This window comes from Pseudomonas sp. (genome assembly GCF_040514055.1).
In the GTDB taxonomy this organism is placed as follows: Bacteria; Pseudomonadota; Gammaproteobacteria; order Pseudomonadales; family Pseudomonadaceae; genus Aquipseudomonas.
Genome location: NZ_JBEVDL010000016.1, coordinates 180,011 through 195,432, shown reverse-complemented (window position 1 = coordinate 195,432; position 15,422 = coordinate 180,011). Strand labels below are relative to the sequence as shown.

Annotated in this window: 16 protein-coding genes; 9 read left to right on the top strand and 7 right to left on the bottom strand. The window is 67.0% G+C overall.

What is annotated here, in order from left to right; all coding sequences use genetic code 11:
* Positions 1 to 28: 28 nt before the first annotated feature.
* The 4 genes from ABWY06_RS05100 (at position 29) to ABWY06_RS05085 (ending at position 2,989) form a co-directional block, all read left to right on the top strand.
* The gene (locus tag ABWY06_RS05100; RefSeq protein ID WP_353924489.1) at positions 29 to 844 is read left to right on the top strand and encodes a MetQ/NlpA family ABC transporter substrate-binding protein; all 816 of its coding nucleotides are present in this window, start codon (positions 29 to 31) and stop codon (positions 842 to 844) included.
* Between the two features lie 26 nt (positions 845 to 870).
* Complete coding sequence (locus ABWY06_RS05095) at positions 871 to 1,956, top strand: methionine ABC transporter ATP-binding protein (RefSeq protein ID WP_353924488.1); 1,086 nt, start codon at positions 871 to 873, stop codon at positions 1,954 to 1,956.
* Positions 1,940 to 2,590 (top strand): methionine ABC transporter permease, encoded by a 651-nt coding sequence (locus ABWY06_RS05090; protein WP_353924487.1) that lies wholly within the window; start codon positions 1,940 to 1,942, stop codon positions 2,588 to 2,590. Before ABWY06_RS05095 ends, ABWY06_RS05090 begins: the two co-directional genes overlap by 17 nt.
* 219 nt (positions 2,591 to 2,809) lie before the next feature.
* Positions 2,810 to 2,989, top strand: a complete 180-nt coding sequence (locus ABWY06_RS05085) for a hypothetical protein (protein WP_353924486.1) — start codon at positions 2,810 to 2,812, stop codon at positions 2,987 to 2,989.
* Between the two features lie 78 nt (positions 2,990 to 3,067).
* Here ABWY06_RS05085 and ABWY06_RS05080 read toward each other — a convergent pair whose 3' ends face one another.
* On the bottom strand, positions 3,068 to 3,400 hold the full coding sequence (locus ABWY06_RS05080; protein ID WP_353924485.1) for a transcriptional regulator: 333 nt from the start codon (positions 3,398 to 3,400) through the stop codon (positions 3,068 to 3,070).
* 372 nt (positions 3,401 to 3,772) lie between these two features.
* Between ABWY06_RS05080 and ABWY06_RS05075 the strand changes: the two genes are divergently transcribed.
* Positions 3,773 to 4,078 carry a hypothetical protein gene (locus ABWY06_RS05075; protein WP_353924484.1) on the top strand — a complete coding sequence of 102 codons (306 nt, stop codon included), beginning with the start codon at positions 3,773 to 3,775 and terminating at the stop codon, positions 4,076 to 4,078.
* 450 nt (positions 4,079 to 4,528) lie between these two features.
* On the opposite strand, the gene ABWY06_RS05070 is transcribed toward ABWY06_RS05075, so the two are convergent.
* The 5 genes from ABWY06_RS05070 to ABWY06_RS05050 form a co-directional block, all read right to left on the bottom strand.
* A complete protein-coding gene (locus ABWY06_RS05070; RefSeq protein ID WP_353924483.1) occupies positions 4,529 to 4,747 on the bottom strand; it encodes a DUF2188 domain-containing protein in 219 nt (72 codons plus the stop codon).
* 26 nt (positions 4,748 to 4,773) lie between these two features.
* A complete protein-coding gene (gene ligD / locus ABWY06_RS05065) occupies positions 4,774 to 7,335 on the bottom strand; it encodes a DNA ligase D (RefSeq protein ID WP_353924482.1) in 2,562 nt (853 codons plus the stop codon).
* 228 nt (positions 7,336 to 7,563) lie between these two features.
* Positions 7,564 to 7,950: a hypothetical protein gene (locus ABWY06_RS05060; protein ID WP_353924481.1), complete on the bottom strand. Its 387-nt coding sequence runs from the start codon at positions 7,948 to 7,950 to the stop codon at positions 7,564 to 7,566.
* Between the two features lie 179 nt (positions 7,951 to 8,129).
* Entirely contained in the window at positions 8,130 to 10,253 is a 2,124-nt protein-coding gene (locus ABWY06_RS05055; protein WP_353924480.1) for a tail fiber domain-containing protein, read from the bottom strand.
* 26 nt (positions 10,254 to 10,279) lie between these two features.
* Complete coding sequence (locus ABWY06_RS05050; RefSeq protein ID WP_353924479.1) at positions 10,280 to 11,023, bottom strand: hypothetical protein; 744 nt, start codon at positions 11,021 to 11,023, stop codon at positions 10,280 to 10,282.
* Positions 11,024 to 11,335: 312 nt separating this feature from the next.
* On the opposite strand from ABWY06_RS05050, the gene tauA reads away from it, so the two are divergent.
* From tauA to tauD, 4 genes are all read left to right on the top strand, one after another.
* Positions 11,336 to 12,316 (top strand): taurine ABC transporter substrate-binding protein, encoded by a 981-nt coding sequence (gene tauA / locus ABWY06_RS05045; RefSeq protein ID WP_353924478.1) that lies wholly within the window; start codon positions 11,336 to 11,338, stop codon positions 12,314 to 12,316.
* A 65-nt stretch (positions 12,317 to 12,381) separates the two neighbouring features.
* Positions 12,382 to 13,179, top strand: coding sequence for a taurine ABC transporter ATP-binding subunit (tauB, locus tag ABWY06_RS05040; protein ID WP_353924477.1), 798 nt, complete (start codon positions 12,382 to 12,384; stop codon positions 13,177 to 13,179).
* Positions 13,176 to 14,000 carry a taurine ABC transporter permease TauC gene (gene tauC / locus ABWY06_RS05035; RefSeq protein WP_353924476.1) on the top strand — a complete coding sequence of 275 codons (825 nt, stop codon included), beginning with the start codon at positions 13,176 to 13,178 and terminating at the stop codon, positions 13,998 to 14,000. The genes tauB and tauC overlap by 4 nt, the downstream gene beginning before the upstream one ends.
* A gap of 44 nt (positions 14,001 to 14,044) precedes the next feature.
* Positions 14,045 to 14,872: a taurine dioxygenase gene (tauD, locus tag ABWY06_RS05030; RefSeq protein ID WP_353924475.1), complete on the top strand. Its 828-nt coding sequence runs from the start codon at positions 14,045 to 14,047 to the stop codon at positions 14,870 to 14,872.
* 21 nt (positions 14,873 to 14,893) lie between these two features.
* Here tauD and ABWY06_RS05025 read toward each other — a convergent pair whose 3' ends face one another.
* Positions 14,894 to 15,337: a hypothetical protein gene (locus tag ABWY06_RS05025; protein WP_353924474.1), complete on the bottom strand. Its 444-nt coding sequence runs from the start codon at positions 15,335 to 15,337 to the stop codon at positions 14,894 to 14,896.
* Between the last annotated feature and the right edge of the window lie 85 nt (positions 15,338 to 15,422).

The window sequence follows — 15,422 nt, the reverse complement described above, 5'->3', positions numbered from 1 at the left end:
CGATCCCCATCACTCCGAGGACACTCCCATGCCCTACCGCACGACACCCCGCCGCTGGCTGAAAACCCTGACCCTCGGCGCCCTGTTGCTGGGCACGGGCCTGGCCTTCGGCGCCACGCCGCCGCTGAAGCTGGGCACCACCGCGGCCTTTGCCATTCCCCTGGAAGCGGCCGTGGCCGAGGCGGCCAAGGAAGGCCTGCAAGTCGAGCTGGTCGAGTTCACCGACTGGATCGCGCCCAATGTCAGCCTGGCCAGCGGCGACCTCGACGCCAATTACTTCCAGCACATCCCCTTTCTGGAAAACGCCCGGCAGGAAGGCGGTTACGACCTGGTGCCCTTCGCCCCGGGGGTGATCAATAACGTCGGCCTCTATTCCAAGGCCTACCGCAGCTTTGAGGCGCTGCCAAACGGCGCCAAGGTGGCCATCGCCAATGACCCGATCAATGGCGGCCGTGGCCTGCTGCTGCTGGAAAAGGCCGGGCTGATCAGCCTTACACCCGGAGTCGGCTACAAGGCCACCTTGCAGGACATCACCGCCAACCCCAAACAGCTGCAGATCATCGAACTGGAAGCGGTGCAGCTGGTGCGCGCCTACGAGGACGTCGACCTGGTGCAGGGGTACCCGGCCTATATCCGTCTGGCCAAGACCTTCGATCCCAACGGCGCGCTGCTGTTCGACGGCCTCGACCACCCGGAATACGTCATCCAGTTCGTGGTCCAGCCCGAACACCGCGACGACGCGCGCCTGCGCCGCTTCGTCGAGATCTACCAGACCTCCAAGGTGGTCCGTGCCGCCCTGGACCAGACCCATGGCTCGCTGTACCAGGCTGGCTGGGAACACTGAGCGCGCGGTCGACAAGGAATCCCGCCATGAGCAGTTTCAATCACCGCCTCGACCTGACCCGCGCCGCCCAGGCGCAGGTCCAGCTGATCGGCGTGGGCAAGACCTACCCCGGCGCAACTGCCCCGGCCTTGCAGGACATCGACCTGGCGATCGCCACCGGGGAAATATTCGGCATCATCGGGCGCAGCGGCGCCGGCAAGTCGTCGCTGATCCGCACCCTCAATCGCCTGGAACGCCCCACCCAGGGGCAGGTGGTGATCGAGGGCGTCGACCTCGCCGCGCTGGACGAGGAACGGCTGGTGCTGCAGCGCCGGCGCATCGGCATGATCTTTCAGCATTTCAACCTGATGTCGGCCAAGACCGTGCGGCAGAACGTCGAACTGCCCTTGCGGGTCGCCGGCATGCCCGCCGCCATGCGGCGCCAGCGGGTCGACGAGCTGCTGGAGCTGGTGGGCCTGCAGGACAAGCACCAGGCCTATCCCGCGCAGCTGTCCGGCGGGCAAAAGCAGCGGGTCGGCATCGCCCGGGCCCTGGTGCATCAGCCGCGCCTGCTGTTGTGCGATGAGGCGACCTCGGCCCTGGACCCGGAAAGCACCCAGGCCATTCTCGAGCTGCTGCGCGAGATCAACCGTCGCCTGCAGCTGACCATCGTGCTGATCACCCATGAAATGGCGGTGATCCGCGACCTCTGCGATCGCGTGGTGGTGCTCGACCAGGGCCGGGTGGTGGAACAGGGTCCGGTCTGGCAGGTCTTTGGCGACCCGCAGCACGAGGTCAGCCGTGCCCTGCTGACCCCGGTCCAGCGCGACCTGCCGGCCGAGCTGCGCGCACGCTTGCGGGCCGCGCCCGCCAGCGCGCGCGACAGCCTGGTGCTGGACCTGCACTTTACCGGCCTGGGCGGCCAGGCCCCGGACCTCGCCGGCGTACTGGCGGCCCTGGGCGGCGGCTCGGTGACGCTGTTGCAGGGCGGTATCGAGCGGATCCAGGGCCATGCCCTCGGGCACCTGCGCCTGGCCCTGGTCGGCTCGCCCCACGGCCCGTTGGACCTGCTCACTCGGGCCCGCCAGGTGGCCCAGCACGCGGAGGTACTGGGCTATGTCGCTGCTGATTGAGCGCTTGCTCCAGGCCGGCCTCGACACCCTGCTGATGGTCGGCCTGTCGGGCGCGCTGGCCCTGCTGTTCGGCCTGCCGTTGGCGGTGATTCTGGTGACCAGCGGCCAGGGCGGCCTGTACCAGGCCCCGCGCTTGCATCGGGTGCTCGGTGGTCTGGTCAACCTGTTCCGTTCGGTGCCGTTCCTGATCCTGATGGTGGCGCTGATTCCCTTTACCCGACTGATCGTCGGCACCACTTACGGCGTCTGGGCCGCCGTGGTGCCGCTGACCATCGCCGCCACGCCGTTTTTCGCGCGGATCGCCGAGGTCAGCCTGCGGGAGGTCGAGCAGGGGCTGATCGAAGCAGCCCAGGCCATGGGCTGCAAACGCTGGCATATCGTGCTGCACGTGCTGCTGCCCGAGGCACTGCCGGGCATCGTCGGTGGTTTCACCATCACCCTGGTCAGCCTGATCGGCTCCTCGGCCATGGCTGGCGCCATCGGCGCGGGCGGCCTCGGCGACCTGGCCTACCGCTACGGCTATCAGCGTTTCGACAGCCAGGTGATGCTGAGCGTGATCGCCCTGCTGGTGGTGCTGGTCAGTGTGATCCAGTTGGGCGGCGATCGGCTGGCCAAAGGCCTGAATCACCGCTGAAGGGCGCGGCGGACCCGCGGCCTTGCGGGTCCCCAGCCTCTCGACTAGGGTCAGCAGAGCCTGGTGAAATATGCGGGCGGACCGCGCCGCAGCGGCGCTATCTGCCCTGGGTCGGTCTCGAGGCCAGGTGCAACCCGCGGTAAAAACGCCATACCCGGTGGCCAGGGCGCGCCGTCCGGGGGTTGTCTGCGACGGCGACCCATCTCAAGGAGAGAGAAGATGATCCGATACATAGGCCCATTGACTTGGGCGTACGCGATTCTGATCGGTGGCATGCTGTTGATCACCCCCGAAGGCATCGACCCCATTGTCTACCGTGTCGCGGGTGGGGTATCCGCCTCGCTGGGCATGGTGGCGTTGCTGCTGTCCGCCTCGGCACCGGCCACCAGTCGCGGATAACGCTACGGCCGTGGCGGCAATCGAGGGGGGATTGCCGCCCGCTGTCGGGACGCCCATGGCGTCCGTCCCTGCCGTGACCTACTGACCCTGAGCCGCTTTCAGCAAACCTCGACCGGCCGCTTCCTCGGTGAACTCCTTGAGCCAGCGCAGCACATCCACCGCCTCCCAGCGCAAGGGGTCGTAGAGCGCGTAGATCAGGCCCTGATACCCCACCACGTCGAGCGGACGGTGATAGCCGGCCCGCTGGAAAAGCGCCTCGATCTCGGCGAAACAGGTGTTGAAATGCACGCGGTTGAACGGCGTCTTGCCTTCGGTCACCAGACCGTCCAGACGCAGTTCGGCAATGGCCTCGCGCACCCGCTCCACCGGCATGCGGTTCACCGTGTACTTCAATTGCTCGACGTTGAGCATCGGTGTAACTCCCTGGCTTTTCGAAAAGAATGGACCGTCCACAAGACGCTTGTATGACGGTCCAAGGGGCGTATGCGCAGCGGTCGAGATACCCGATGAAGTGCCATCGGCGATGTTCGAGAGCCATGGGCACACGCGAATACTGTGTGCATATACAGTATCGCGACCACCCCCTTCTCGGCAACCCGACCCGCTCGAAAAACCGCAGTGCCTCGGCCAGGCGTCCCGCCCCATGCCGCCTGGCAGTCGCCAGACGGGCCACGGATCACCGGCTTTTTACCGGGATGCACCGTCCATCCGATAGCGACGAACCCTTTTCGGGCAGCCGTACCCTACTAGCTGGTAGGCCTTTCTGCCTGGGAGGATTGGATCATGGGTATTCACAGTGGTGGCGCGTTAATCCTGAGCGGCCTGTTGCTGTCGAGCGCACTGGCCGGCCTGCCCCCTTCCCTCGATCCCCTGGAGCGACAGGCCCCGCCCGCACCTACGGCCGAGCCAATGGCACCGGTCCTCGGCAACGCTGCCGAAGGGGGTGGTGGCGGGAGCGGCGACGGCCCGGACCTGAACGACCGCGGTTGGAAAAGCGGCGACAGCGGGTCAAGCGCTACGAAGGGCAGCGCGAGCGACGACGCGCAACCCGACGACCGCGCAGATACAGAGGAAGAGGCTGAGGAGTGACCTGCCGCTGGAGGTGCTGACTGCTCGGGATGGCGTTCTTTTAGCCCTGGCGGTACAGGTATCGACGTGCAGCATGGGTATTGCTGCGCAGCATGGGTTTCTCTGGACAGCATGGCTATTGCTGGCAGCGTGGGTTTCGCTGGGCAGCATGGGTTTCGCGGGCAGCATGGGTTTCGCTTCGCTCAACACCATCCTACACACCATCCTACACACCATCGCACCGCCATCGTACCGCCATCTACCGCCCTTCTACCGCCCTGCCGCGTGTCAGTCATTCAGGCAAGGCGGGGCCGTCGGGCTGCGGATCTTCCGGTCTTGCCGGCGGTTGCGTGGGGACAACCGGCGGCACCTGCGGCGGCGGGTGCGCCGGTGCGGGCGGGATGGGCCATTGCGGTACAGGATCGCCAGGCAGCGGCAGGGACATGGTGGCTCCTTCTCGGTGGCACGGCGTCAGTGGCCGTTTTCGTTAGCTTCAGGGGGAAAATGGCGCTCTTCCTCGAGGCTGCCATCGGCATGATACAGGCGCACCCGCGCCGGTCTGTCGCGCAGGAAGTCGGCTGTCAGCCTTAACAGCGCCTCGCGGCTGGAGGCTGTTTTGGAGGGCCGGGTCGCGCCCTGTTTGCGCAACTCCCAGCCGCGTTCCGTGTGGGTAATATGGTAGAGATTCATGGTCGTTGTCACTGTCGTGGGCAGCCTCAAGCGTGGCCGCCGAGGCGTTTTCGCATCTCGGCGCTGATGCTCTGTCGGGTGTTGGCCATAGCCCCCCAGGGATCGTCAGTGCCCAGGGCGTCGAGGCGCTGCAGCAGGTTGCGGATGGTCCAGGTCGCCGCGCCCTGGAGGTCAGCCAGTTCCTCGCGGTAAATGGGCACGGACACCGGCAGGCCCGGACGGGCCCGCGCCGAAAAAGGCGTGACCGTGCTGGCGCCGCGGCCATTGCGCAGGTAGTCGATAAAGATGCGTCCCAACCGATTTTTTGGTCCGGCAGTGGCAGTAAAACGCTCCGGCATCAGACGGGCCAGGTACCGCGCGATGTCCTGGCTAAACGCTTTGACGGTTTCCCAGCCCTGGCGCCGGGTCAGCGGTACCCGGATATGAATGCCCTTGCCGCCGCTGGTCTTGAGAAAACCCACCAGGCCGATCTCGTCCAGCAGCGTCAACACCAGCTGCGTGGCCTCGATCATGCGCGCCCAGGGCAGCGCCGGATCGGGGTCGAGGTCGAGCACAAAACAATCGGGTTTTTCCAGGTTGGGCAGGCTGGCATTCCAGCTGTGCAGCTCCAGCATGCCCATTTGCGCCGCGCCCACCAGCGCCTCCGGGCGATTGATCACCATCAGCGCCGCGTGATCGGGATCCAAGGCGCTGTCCAGTTGGGTGATACCGGGAATTTCCAGACGGTTCACGTGTTTCTGAAAAAACAGCTCCCCCTCGATCCCCTCGGGGCCGCGCACCAGGGCGATCGGACGCCCCTTGAGCCTGGGCAGGATCCAGGGTGCGACCTGGGCATAAAACTCCGCCAGTTCGCGCTTGCTGATGCCGCAGCTGCGGTCGATGATGCGATCGGGGTGGGTGATCCGCAGGGCCGTCTGATGGCGGTCGACTGTGGTCGTGTCGGCCTTGGCCGGAGCCTGCTCCGACACGGCGGACAGCGGCTGTTCCAGACAGATCGCCTGGGCCGGTTTGTCGGCACGCAGGCCGTGAAACACCGCATGGCGTACGGCGCCATCACGGGTCAACTCGGCATAGGCCACCTCTGCCACCAGTTCCGGCTTGAGCCAGTGCACACCACGGACCGGTTGGCCATGGGGCGGGTTGCTCAGCGGTGTTTTCTTGCTAAGCAGCGATTGGAAACGCGCCTGCAGCTGCCGCAAGGTCTGCTCGCTGAAACCGCTGCCGACCCGTCCGGCATAACGCAGTTCGCCGGACTCCGGGTGGTACAGCCCCAGTAGCAATGCCCCGAGAACGCTGCGCGTGCCCTGGGGATCGGTGTAGCCGGCGATGACGAACTCCTGACGATGCTGGCATTTGAGTTTGATCCAGTCGCCATTGCGCCGGGAGGCGTAGGGGCTACCGCAGCGCTTGCCGATTAGGCCTTCGAAACGCAGCTGGCAGGAGCTGGTCAGCAACTGTTCCGGGCTCTCGCTGAACGTCTCGGAGAACCGCAAGTGGCTGTGCGGCTGCTGCGCCAACACCGTGGCCAGGGCCACCCGGCGCTGCTCCAGCGGCACCTGACGCAGGTCCACGCCATTGAGGTACGGCAGGTCGAACAGGTAATAATGAATCGGCAGGTCCTGGCCCGACTCGAAGGCATTTTGCAGGTGCTGGAAACTGCTGACACCGTCCTCGCCTGCGGCCACGATCTCGCCGTCGAGCCAGGCCGATTCCAGCCCCAGTTCGCCCAGGGCCTGGGCCAGCCCCGGCAACTTGCCCGTCCAATCGTGGCCATTGCGGGTGAACAGGCAGACCTGGTCGCCGCGAATCCGGGTGAGCAACCGGTACCCATCGAACTTGATTTCGTACTGCCAGGCGCCTTCCGGTACCCGTTCTACCAGGGTCGCCAGCTGCGGTGCCAGTGCATCCGGCATGGGAGCCGCTACCGCGCCACGCAGCGCCTCGTCCGGCCCGTTGACCTTGCTGGCAGCGCGGCGACGCGGGCCCTTAGCGACGGGCTTGGCATCGGCCGCGCGCTTGCGGGGCACCAGCACCCTTTCGCTCAGGACGCTGTCGGGCCGCTCGCTGAGCACGTCGAATTCGCCCAGGGCGCGGGCCTCCGCATCTCTTGACTTGACCAGGAACCACTGGGCTTTTTTACCCGCCATGCGGGTACGTACCAGGCTCCACACGCCACTGAGTTTTTCGCCGCGCAGCTCGAACTTCAGCCGACCCCTGGCATAGTCCATTTGGGGGTCCCCCAAAGGCAGCCAGCTCCCGCGATCCCAGACGATCACTTCGCCCGCCCCGTAATGCCCCTTGGGGATACGGCCCTCGAACTGCGCATAGTCCAGGGGATGGTCCTCGACCTGCACAGCCAGGCGTTTGACCGTCGGATCCAGGCACGGCCCCTTGGGCACCGCCCAGCTTTTCAGAGTGCCTTCCAGTTCCAGGCGAAAATCGTAATGCAGGTGGCTGGCGTCATGTTTTTGGATGACAAACTGCAGGGCCTGGGCACGTCGGGTGGACATGGCACGCATGCTGCCGGACGGCTCGGGGGTGGCGGCAAAATCGCGCTTGCGCTGGTATTCATCGAGGGGTTTGGCCATGGAAACAGTCTCTGCGCTGCTCAGAGCTTGTAGAGCGACGGCCTCGCGCAAGGGTTCAGTTTATGCATCGACCAGCCTCCCTGCGCCAGGACCGCGAGCAGGCCTCGCTCCGACAGGCCAGCCATGGCCCGCGTGCAGTCGCTGCAAACACGCCGCCGCGGCCCATCGGGTCCGCAGGGCAAAGGATCGGCAACGCCCAAGTCACCACCGAGCAGCCGGCAGCCTGCATCATTCGGCCAACGCCGGCGGCACATCCCCCGGCAAGGGGTCTTCTCGGGGTCGACCGGCGTCCTGTGCCCGGCCCTGCTCTGGATTGGCATCTGGGCTGGGGCTGGGCCTGGGTTGGAGCGGTGGCGATGGTGAGCGAGCGTCGTCCTGCTGCTTGTCCTGCGCAGGTTGCTGGGGGATACCTCCAGGGGTACCCAGACCGGGAAGCAACGGCGGCGCCGGAGCGTCCGCCGCAAGCCCGCGGGCGTTTTGCGCCAGCATGGGTTCGCTGGGGTGCGGCTCGCTACTGGACCAGGGATCGAGATCGTCGGGCCGTGGTGAATCGGCATGGGCCGCTGCGAACGGCAGGCTGCACAGCATCAGGACCGCCAACAGGGTGCGTTTCATGGGAAAACCCTCGTCCTGGAGTAAAGACGTACAGTTCTCAGGCAACGCACGGGCGCAAGGGTTTCGCCGCAGCTGACTAACGGACGGCGGCCCCGGCACGACGTCGGCAGGCCAGGCGAGCCGGCCACCGCCCTGGACAGTGGACGGTGCCCGTCAGCGCCAGCCCTCGCCAGCCCGTCTTAGGGCTTGACCCGATCTTCCAGGCGCTGCAGCCGGGCTTCCAGGGTCGCCAACTGGGCATCCTTGGCCTGGAGCTGCCGCTCCAGCGCGTCGATGCGCCGCTGTTGCGCCAGGTCGCGTTGATCCAGCGCCTGCACCCCCGCCAGGGCCACCCCGTCGGGGTCGATGGTGCTGATCTGGGTGTCGCTGTCGCCCAGGCCGAAGGCGGCGGAGAAGTCCTGGGCCATGGGTCCCATATGGCGGATACGGGCGGCCTGGGCCTTGTAGTTCCAGGTGCTGACCGGCACCTGACGCAGCCGTTGCAGCAGGTCCTCACCGTCGACCGCAGCGAAGTTTTCCTTCTTGTTACGGTCCGAGATGGTGGTCCAGGCGCCACCCCCCGGGGCCAAGGATACCCCCGCCGTCATATCGGCGTTGGAGTAGAGGTTGTAGCCGCCGCTGGCGCGGAACACCGTCTGGTTGCTCTGGGTCGGCCCCACGCTGGTATCGCTGGAACGGTCGCTCCAGACGAAGGAGCCATGGTTCAGCGTGTCGCTGGCCAGGCCACTGAGGCGCAGCCCGGTGCTGGCACCGGTGTTGGTCCGCAGCACATAGCCCCCAATGGCACGCGCGTTGAAGGAATAGTTGTTGGCCGCGCGAAAGGCTTCGTCGGTCATGAAATTACCGTCGTCGAGCACCGAGGTGTCGGAGAAGACAAACGACCCCTGCCGGGCGTTGGTGTGGGCGTAATAGCCCAGAGCGACGGAAGCAAAGCCGGATGCGGTGCTGTAGGCACCCAACGACACCGAGTTGGTCTGGGCCGCCACCGTGTCCTGCCCCACGGCAAAGCCGTACTTTCCGGATGCCCGGGCATTGTAGCCAAAGGCCGTGGAATACAGGCCGATGTTGGCATCGTCCCACTGGGTGCCATTGACATAGCCCGCCCGGATCGCGGCCTTGCCGCCGTACCACAGCAACCGCGTGCCCTCGCCCTCGGCGGGTGCCTGGCCGGCACTGCCGTTGTAGAAATGCCCCACACTGAGCAGGGAGCCGTCGTTTTCCACCCGGAAGCGTTCGGCATCCAGGGTATCGCCATTGCTATAGGTGCCGCTGGCGCTGAGGGAGAGCAAGGGATTGACGCCGGCGTTGCCCAGGGTACCGGCGCTCACCAGCTTGAGGTTGATCAGCGGCTGGGCACTGCCCGTGACCTGCTGGGCCGCGGGCGCGAGCTCCACGTCACCGCTGACATGCTGGCTGTCGATCGCGCTGGCGCTGGCCTGAATGGCCGCGACCAGGTTGCTGCCCGTCGCGTCCGTGGCGGCGATGGAAGGGTTGGGGTAAGTGCCGCTCAGGTCGCCCCCCGCCGCCACCCCGGTGATCCCCCCGGCCGCGCCCGTAGCCCCGGTGGGACCGGCCGGCCCCGCGGGTCCGGTGGGACCGTCGGCGCCATCCACACCGGCCGCGCCATCTGCCCCGGTATCGCCCTTGGCCCCTGCCTGCGCCACCAACTGCCACGTCGTGGGCACCAGCGTCGGATCGGCCCCGGTCGATGGCGCGGCGGCCGCTTGCAGGTAGGTCGAGCCCGCGTGGGTCACCAGCGCCCCGGGGGCATAGGCGACGGCATTGTCCCAGGCGCCGGCAAAACTGCTGGCGAAACTGCCTGCCGCACCCGTGACGCCGGCAGGACCGGTCAGACCCGTCGGGCCTGCCACACCTGCCACGCCTGTAGGCCCCGCCGGCCCCGTGGCCCCGCTTGGCCCTTCAGGGCCGGTCAGACCGACCGGCCCGGCCACGCCTGCCGGCCCCGCCGGGCCGCTTGGCCCAGCCGGTCCCGTGGCCCCGACAGGCCCGATCGGCCCCGCAGGCCCCGTCGCGCCGACCAGCGCCCCGGCGGCGCAAGGACCGAGCAGGCCGCTGCCGGCGTCGAAGCACAGCACACTCTGCTGTTGCGTCGCCGCGGCCAGCGCGGGCAACAGCACGGCGCGGTCGGCGTTGACCCGCAGCGACGGACTGCCCGGCGCGGCCTGCACCAGGAAACCGCCGCCGGCAGGTGGGGTGACGGTGACGTCCTGGGCGACCGCCAGGTTCAGGCCGAGGCCCAGGACACTGGCGATCACCAGTGCGAGTTGGTTGGGTAATGACATGCTTGGTTTCCGGGCAAGACGGTTGATCAAGGGTGTACGGCGCCACGCCGGCGCGCAGCGGCACTGGCCAGCATCAGCCCGCCAGCCAGCAGCACCAGGGCCAGATTGGACAGGCTGGGAATCGGCCGCAGGGTATCGACCAGCAGGCCGAACCAGCCCAGGGCATCGCTGCCGCCCCGGTTGCTCTGCCCGCGGGCCAGGGGTTGCCCCGTGGCGTGGACCGCGGTGACACCGAGGTCCTGGATCGCTTGGCTGCCGCCAGGCAGCAGGTTCACATAGGCCGCTTGGCCGGGTTGGCTGCTGGTCAGCAGCAACGGCTGGGCGCCGCGGCCGTGCAGGGTCAGCAGCCCACTGATGGTTTGGCTGCGACCACTGGCGAGGCGCCAGGTCTTGCCGGTCAGGCTGATCAGCGACAGGTCATGAAAGGCGTTATCGCCCAGGATGCTGGCACTGGCGGCGCCGTCGACGAAGCTGACCTGGCCCGCGCCGGCATCGAACTGACCCAGGTTGCGCCAATCCCCCGCCAGTGCGATCGTGCCGCTACCGACCCAGAGCTGGCCCACAGCGCCGATGTCCAGGTCGTCCAGCCCGCTTAATTGACCGTTATCGAGCCTGAACAGGCCGTCGACCACCAGGCTGCCGCCCGCCAGATCGAGCTGACCCGGGTGCTGCCAGCTGCCACCGGCCGGCACCTCGATGCCGGCCGCCGCGCCGGCATGCAAACCCATCGCGACCAGGCCGGCCATCAACCGCTGTCCCCACTGCCCCATGCTGTACCGGCTCCCCTGGCCCCTGGTGATGCCGACAACTCACGGCGACTGGCCATTATATCAAGGAACTTTTCCTTTTTCTTGCGGTCACGACCGGCGCTTCAGGCCATCGCGGTCAGGACACTGCGACGTGGCGGCTGCCATGGCAGCAGAAAGCCTTATATAAGCTAATTCCAAAAAGGTATTTATTTTTAGTTTTTTATATCCATTAAATTAGTTCTACCGGACCACCGGACGCTGCTTTCTCCCCAGTCCCCTTTTGTGGTCCGGCCTCTTCGAAGCCGGTTAACCCGTTGTCGAGGAGCTTTATCCATGAGCCGTTTCCGAATTCCCTTGCCCCTGCTGGGTCTGCTTGCCGCCAGCAGCGTGGCGCTCAGCGTCCAGGCCGTCGAACTGACCGTGGCCTACCAGACCACCGTTGACCCGGCCAAGGCCGCCCAGGCCGATGGCCTGTACGAAAAAGCCAGTGGCGCCACGATCGACTGGCGCAAGTTCGACAGCGGCGCCGAGGTGATCACCGCAGTCGCCTCCGGTGACGTACAGATCGGCTACGTCGGTTCCAGCCCGCTGGCGGCCGCGGCCAGTCGTCAGCTGCCGGTGCAGACCTTTCTGATCGCTACCCAGATTGGCGCTGCAGAAGCCTTGGTGGCGCGCAATGGCGCGGGCATCAGCAGCCCCGCCGACCTGATCGGCAAGAAAGTCGCGGTACCCTTCGTCTCGACCGGCCATTACAGCCTGCTGGCGGCGCTCAAGCACTGGAAGATCGATCCCAAGCAGGTGCAGATCCTCAACCTGGCACCGCCGGCCATCATCGCCGCCTGGCAACGGGGCGACATCGACGCCACCTACGTCTGGGACCCGGCCCTGGGCCGCACCAAGGAAACCGGCCAGGTGCTGATCACCTCCGCCGAACTGAGCCACCTCGGGGCCCCGACCTTCGACGCCTGGATCGTGCGTAAGGATTTTGCCGAGGCACACCCGGACGTGGTCCGCGCGTTTGCCCAGGTGACCCTGGCCGCCTATGCCGATTACCGCCAGAACCCCACGGCCTGGGCGGCGGATCCGGCCAATATCGCCAAGGTCGTCAAGCTCTCGGGCGCCAAGGCCGAGGACATCCCGGCCCTGCTGGAAGGCAATGTCTTTCCGCTGGCCGCCGATCAGCAGCTGGCGCTGGGCGCGCCCACCACCCAGGCCATCACCGATACCGCGCGCTTCCTCAAGGAACAGGGCAAGGTCGATGCCGTGTTGGCGGACTACGCCCCCTACGTCAACGCCCGGTTCGTCACCCCCTGAGTGCAGCCCGGCGGGGGACGGGCAAAACGGCCCCGCCTCCGCCCCGTCAATCCGGAGTATATTTTATGGCTCGCCTACGCCTGGAGCACGTCAGCGCCTGGTATCCCGGCGGCACCGAGCCGGTGCTGGCCGACCTCAGCCTCGAGCTGGGACCGCAGCAGCTGCTGGTCGCCCTGGGGCCTTCGGGCAGCGGCAAGACCACCCTGCTCAACCTGATCGCCGGTTTTGTCAAACCTGCGCGCGGCCGAATCGAACTCGACGGCCAGGCCATCGAGGGGCCCGGCGCCGACCGCGGCGTGGTGTTCCAGGACGACGCCTTGCTGCCCTGGCAGGACGTGTTGGCCAATGTCGCCTTCGGCCTGGCGCTGGCCAGTGTGCCGCGGGCCACCCGGGAAGCTCGCGCTCGCGAACTGCTGGCCCTGGTCGACCTGGCCGGCTTCGATCAACGGCCGATCTGGCAATTGTCCGGCGGCCAAAAACAACGGGTGGGCCTGGCCCGCGCGCTGGCGGCCGACCCACGGTTGCTGCTGATGGACGAGCCTTTCGCCGCGCTGGACGCCTTTACCCGCGAACAGATGCAGGAACTGCTGCTGCAAGTCTGGCAACGCACCGCCAAGCCGGTGCTGCTGATCACCCATGACATCGAGGAGGCGGTGTTCCTGGCCACCGATTTGGTGCTGCTGGCACCGCACCCCGGCCGGATCGTCGAGCGCCTGTCCCTGGACTTCGGACGCCGTTATGCGGCAGGCGAGTCGGCACGGGCAATCAAATCCGACCCGGTGTTTATCGAAACCCGCGAGCATGTGCTGGCGCAGGTCTTCACTCGCCACCCGGCGTCGCGCCGCCAGGAGTCCCTCTCATGAGCAGCATCGACCTGCCCCTGATCCAACCGGTCGCTGCGCCGCCCGCGGCACACGCCCATTCGCGGCACTGGCTGAGCGGCCTGAGCCTGGGCAGCCTGATCCTGCTCTGGTGGGCCGTGACCGCCAGCGGACTGATCGAACCGCTGTTCCTGCCGCCGCCCTCGGCGGTCCTGCAGAAAGCCGGACTGCTGCTGACCCAGGGCTACATGGAGTCAACCCTTTGGCAGCACCTCGGCGCCAGCCTGCAGCGCATTGGCCTGGCCTTGCTCGCGGCAGTGCTGAGCGCGATACCCATCGGCATCGCCATGGGCCGCAGCGCGGTGGCCCGCGCGTTGCTCGACCCGCTGATCGAGTTCTACCGGCCGATTCCGCCCCTGGCCTACCTGCCGCTGATCGTAATCTGGTGCGGCATCGGTGAGTTCTCCAAGGTCCTGCTGATCTACCTGGCGATGTTCGCCCCGATCGCCATCGCCACCGCCACCGGGGTCCGCACCGTCGACCCGGGCAAGCTGCGTGCCGCTCTCTCCCTGGGCGCCAGCCCCGTGCAACTGATTCGCCACGTGATCCTGCCCAGCGCCTTGCCGGACATCCTCACTGGCGTGCGCATCGGCCTTGGGGTCGGCTGGTCGACCCTGGTGGCGGCCGAGCTGATCGCCGCCACCAGCGGCCTGGGCTTTATGGTCCAGTCGGCCGCGCAATTCCTGGTCACCGATGTGGTGGTGCTGGGCATCCTGGTGATCGCCAGCATCGCCTGCGCCCTGGAGCTGGGCCTGCGCTGGCTGCAGCGCCGGTTGGCGCCCTGGCATGGCCAGGGCCATTGATCCTGCTCGATATCCCCCGCTGCCCGCGTTAACCGGAGTCCCTTATGCGCATCACCCCCCTCAGCCCCGCCCTCGGTGCTCTGGTCGAAGACCTGGACCTGCGCCAGCCGCTGGATGATCAGCAACAAGCCGGGCTGGAAAGTGCCCTGCTCGAACACCAGGTGCTGTTCCTGCGCGAACAGCCGCTGAGCCCGGTCGAGCAGGCCGCCTTCGCCCGACGTTTCGGCCCGCTGCATATCCACCCGATTTTCCCCCGCAGCCCCGAGCAGCCCGAGGTGCTGGTGCTCGATACGGCCGTCACCGACGTGCGCGACAATGCCATCTGGCACACCGACGTGACCTTCCTGCCCACCCCGGCGCTGGGTGCGGTGCTCTGTGCCAAACAGCTCCCGACCTGCGGCGGCGACACCTTGTGGGCCAGCGGCATCGCGGCCTTCGAGGCCTTGTCCACGCCCCTGCAACGGTTGCTCGATGGCCTGACCGCGACCCACGATTTCGTCCGCTCCTTTCCCCTGGAGCGGTTCGGCACCCGTGAGGCGGACCGGACCCGCTGGGACCAGGCGCGGCAGAGCAACCCACCGCTGTCGCACCCGGTGATTCGCACCCACCCGGTCAGCGGACGCAAGGCGCTGTTCGTCAACGAGGGTTTCACCAGCCGCATCGACCAGCTGGAGCCGGCCGAAAGCGAGGTGCTGCTGAAGTTTCTGTTCAGCCACGCGACCCGCCCGGAATTCACCCTGCGCTGGCGCTGGCAGCCAGACGACCTGGCCTTTTGGGACAACCGGGTGACCCAACACTACGCGGTCGACGACTACCGACCGCAGCGCCGGGTGATGCACCGCGCGACCATTCTCGGCGACGCGCCCTACTGACAGTGTGCCTGTGAGGGGACGTCACACGGGACTTAAAAACCCCTGCTCCTCGACAAAGACCCCCTGTTGGCAGGCATACCGATAACCATGGGGCGCGTCCCTGTGGTCGCCTTCGATCTCGAACTCCAGCCCCGGGCACAGGCTGTAGAGGAACAACGCCAGGTCCTCGGCGATTTCCGGGGCACTCTCGACGAACCGTCGCTGCAGGGGGCCATGCGCCGGCACTGGCCAGGCCCGCGGGCCCTCCTGGGCGCGCAAGTCGGCGCGGTGCTCGCAGGCCAGGTGGGCCAGAAAGCCGCGTGCCAGGGTTTCGCCATGCTGCTGGTTAAGCTCGCGCGCGGCCTCGATAAAGGGCGCGCTGCTTTCAGGGCGGCTGCGTTGGCAAGGTGTGCCCAACAACCGCGCCACGGCCTGCAGGGTCCAGGGAGTGGCCGCCTTGAAGGTGATCGAAAATGCAAAGTCCATGTGCCGGTCCTGTTCGTCGATTCGCGGCCGCCTGCCGCGTCCATCAGCGTCCGGCAAGCCGGCGCTGATCCCGGGTCACAGCTTA

Excerpts from the sequence above, each read along its gene's own strand:
- ABWY06_RS05100 (WP_353924489.1), top strand. The coding sequence starts at position 29 with ATGCCCTACCGCACGACACCCCGCCGCTGGCTGAAAACCCTGACCCTC.
- ABWY06_RS05095 (WP_353924488.1), top strand. The coding sequence starts at position 871 with ATGAGCAGTTTCAATCACCGCCTCGACCTGACCCGCGCCGCCCAGGCG.
- ABWY06_RS05090 (WP_353924487.1), top strand. The coding sequence starts at position 1,940 with ATGTCGCTGCTGATTGAGCGCTTGCTCCAGGCCGGCCTCGACACCCTG.
- ABWY06_RS05085 (WP_353924486.1), top strand. The coding sequence starts at position 2,810 with ATGATCCGATACATAGGCCCATTGACTTGGGCGTACGCGATTCTGATC.
- ABWY06_RS05080 (WP_353924485.1), bottom strand. The coding sequence starts at position 3,400 with ATGCTCAACGTCGAGCAATTGAAGTACACGGTGAACCGCATGCCGGTG.
- ABWY06_RS05075 (WP_353924484.1), top strand. The coding sequence starts at position 3,773 with ATGGGTATTCACAGTGGTGGCGCGTTAATCCTGAGCGGCCTGTTGCTG.
- ABWY06_RS05070 (WP_353924483.1), bottom strand. The coding sequence starts at position 4,747 with ATGAATCTCTACCATATTACCCACACGGAACGCGGCTGGGAGTTGCGC.
- ligD (WP_353924482.1), bottom strand. The coding sequence starts at position 7,335 with ATGGCCAAACCCCTCGATGAATACCAGCGCAAGCGCGATTTTGCCGCC.
- ABWY06_RS05060 (WP_353924481.1), bottom strand. The coding sequence starts at position 7,950 with ATGAAACGCACCCTGTTGGCGGTCCTGATGCTGTGCAGCCTGCCGTTC.
- ABWY06_RS05055 (WP_353924480.1), bottom strand. The coding sequence starts at position 10,253 with ATGTCATTACCCAACCAACTCGCACTGGTGATCGCCAGTGTCCTGGGC.
- ABWY06_RS05050 (WP_353924479.1), bottom strand. The coding sequence starts at position 11,023 with ATGGGGCAGTGGGGACAGCGGTTGATGGCCGGCCTGGTCGCGATGGGT.
- tauA (WP_353924478.1), top strand. The coding sequence starts at position 11,336 with ATGAGCCGTTTCCGAATTCCCTTGCCCCTGCTGGGTCTGCTTGCCGCC.
- tauB (WP_353924477.1), top strand. The coding sequence starts at position 12,382 with ATGGCTCGCCTACGCCTGGAGCACGTCAGCGCCTGGTATCCCGGCGGC.
- tauC (WP_353924476.1), top strand. The coding sequence starts at position 13,176 with ATGAGCAGCATCGACCTGCCCCTGATCCAACCGGTCGCTGCGCCGCCC.
- tauD (WP_353924475.1), top strand. The coding sequence starts at position 14,045 with ATGCGCATCACCCCCCTCAGCCCCGCCCTCGGTGCTCTGGTCGAAGAC.
- ABWY06_RS05025 (WP_353924474.1), bottom strand. The coding sequence starts at position 15,337 with ATGGACTTTGCATTTTCGATCACCTTCAAGGCGGCCACTCCCTGGACC.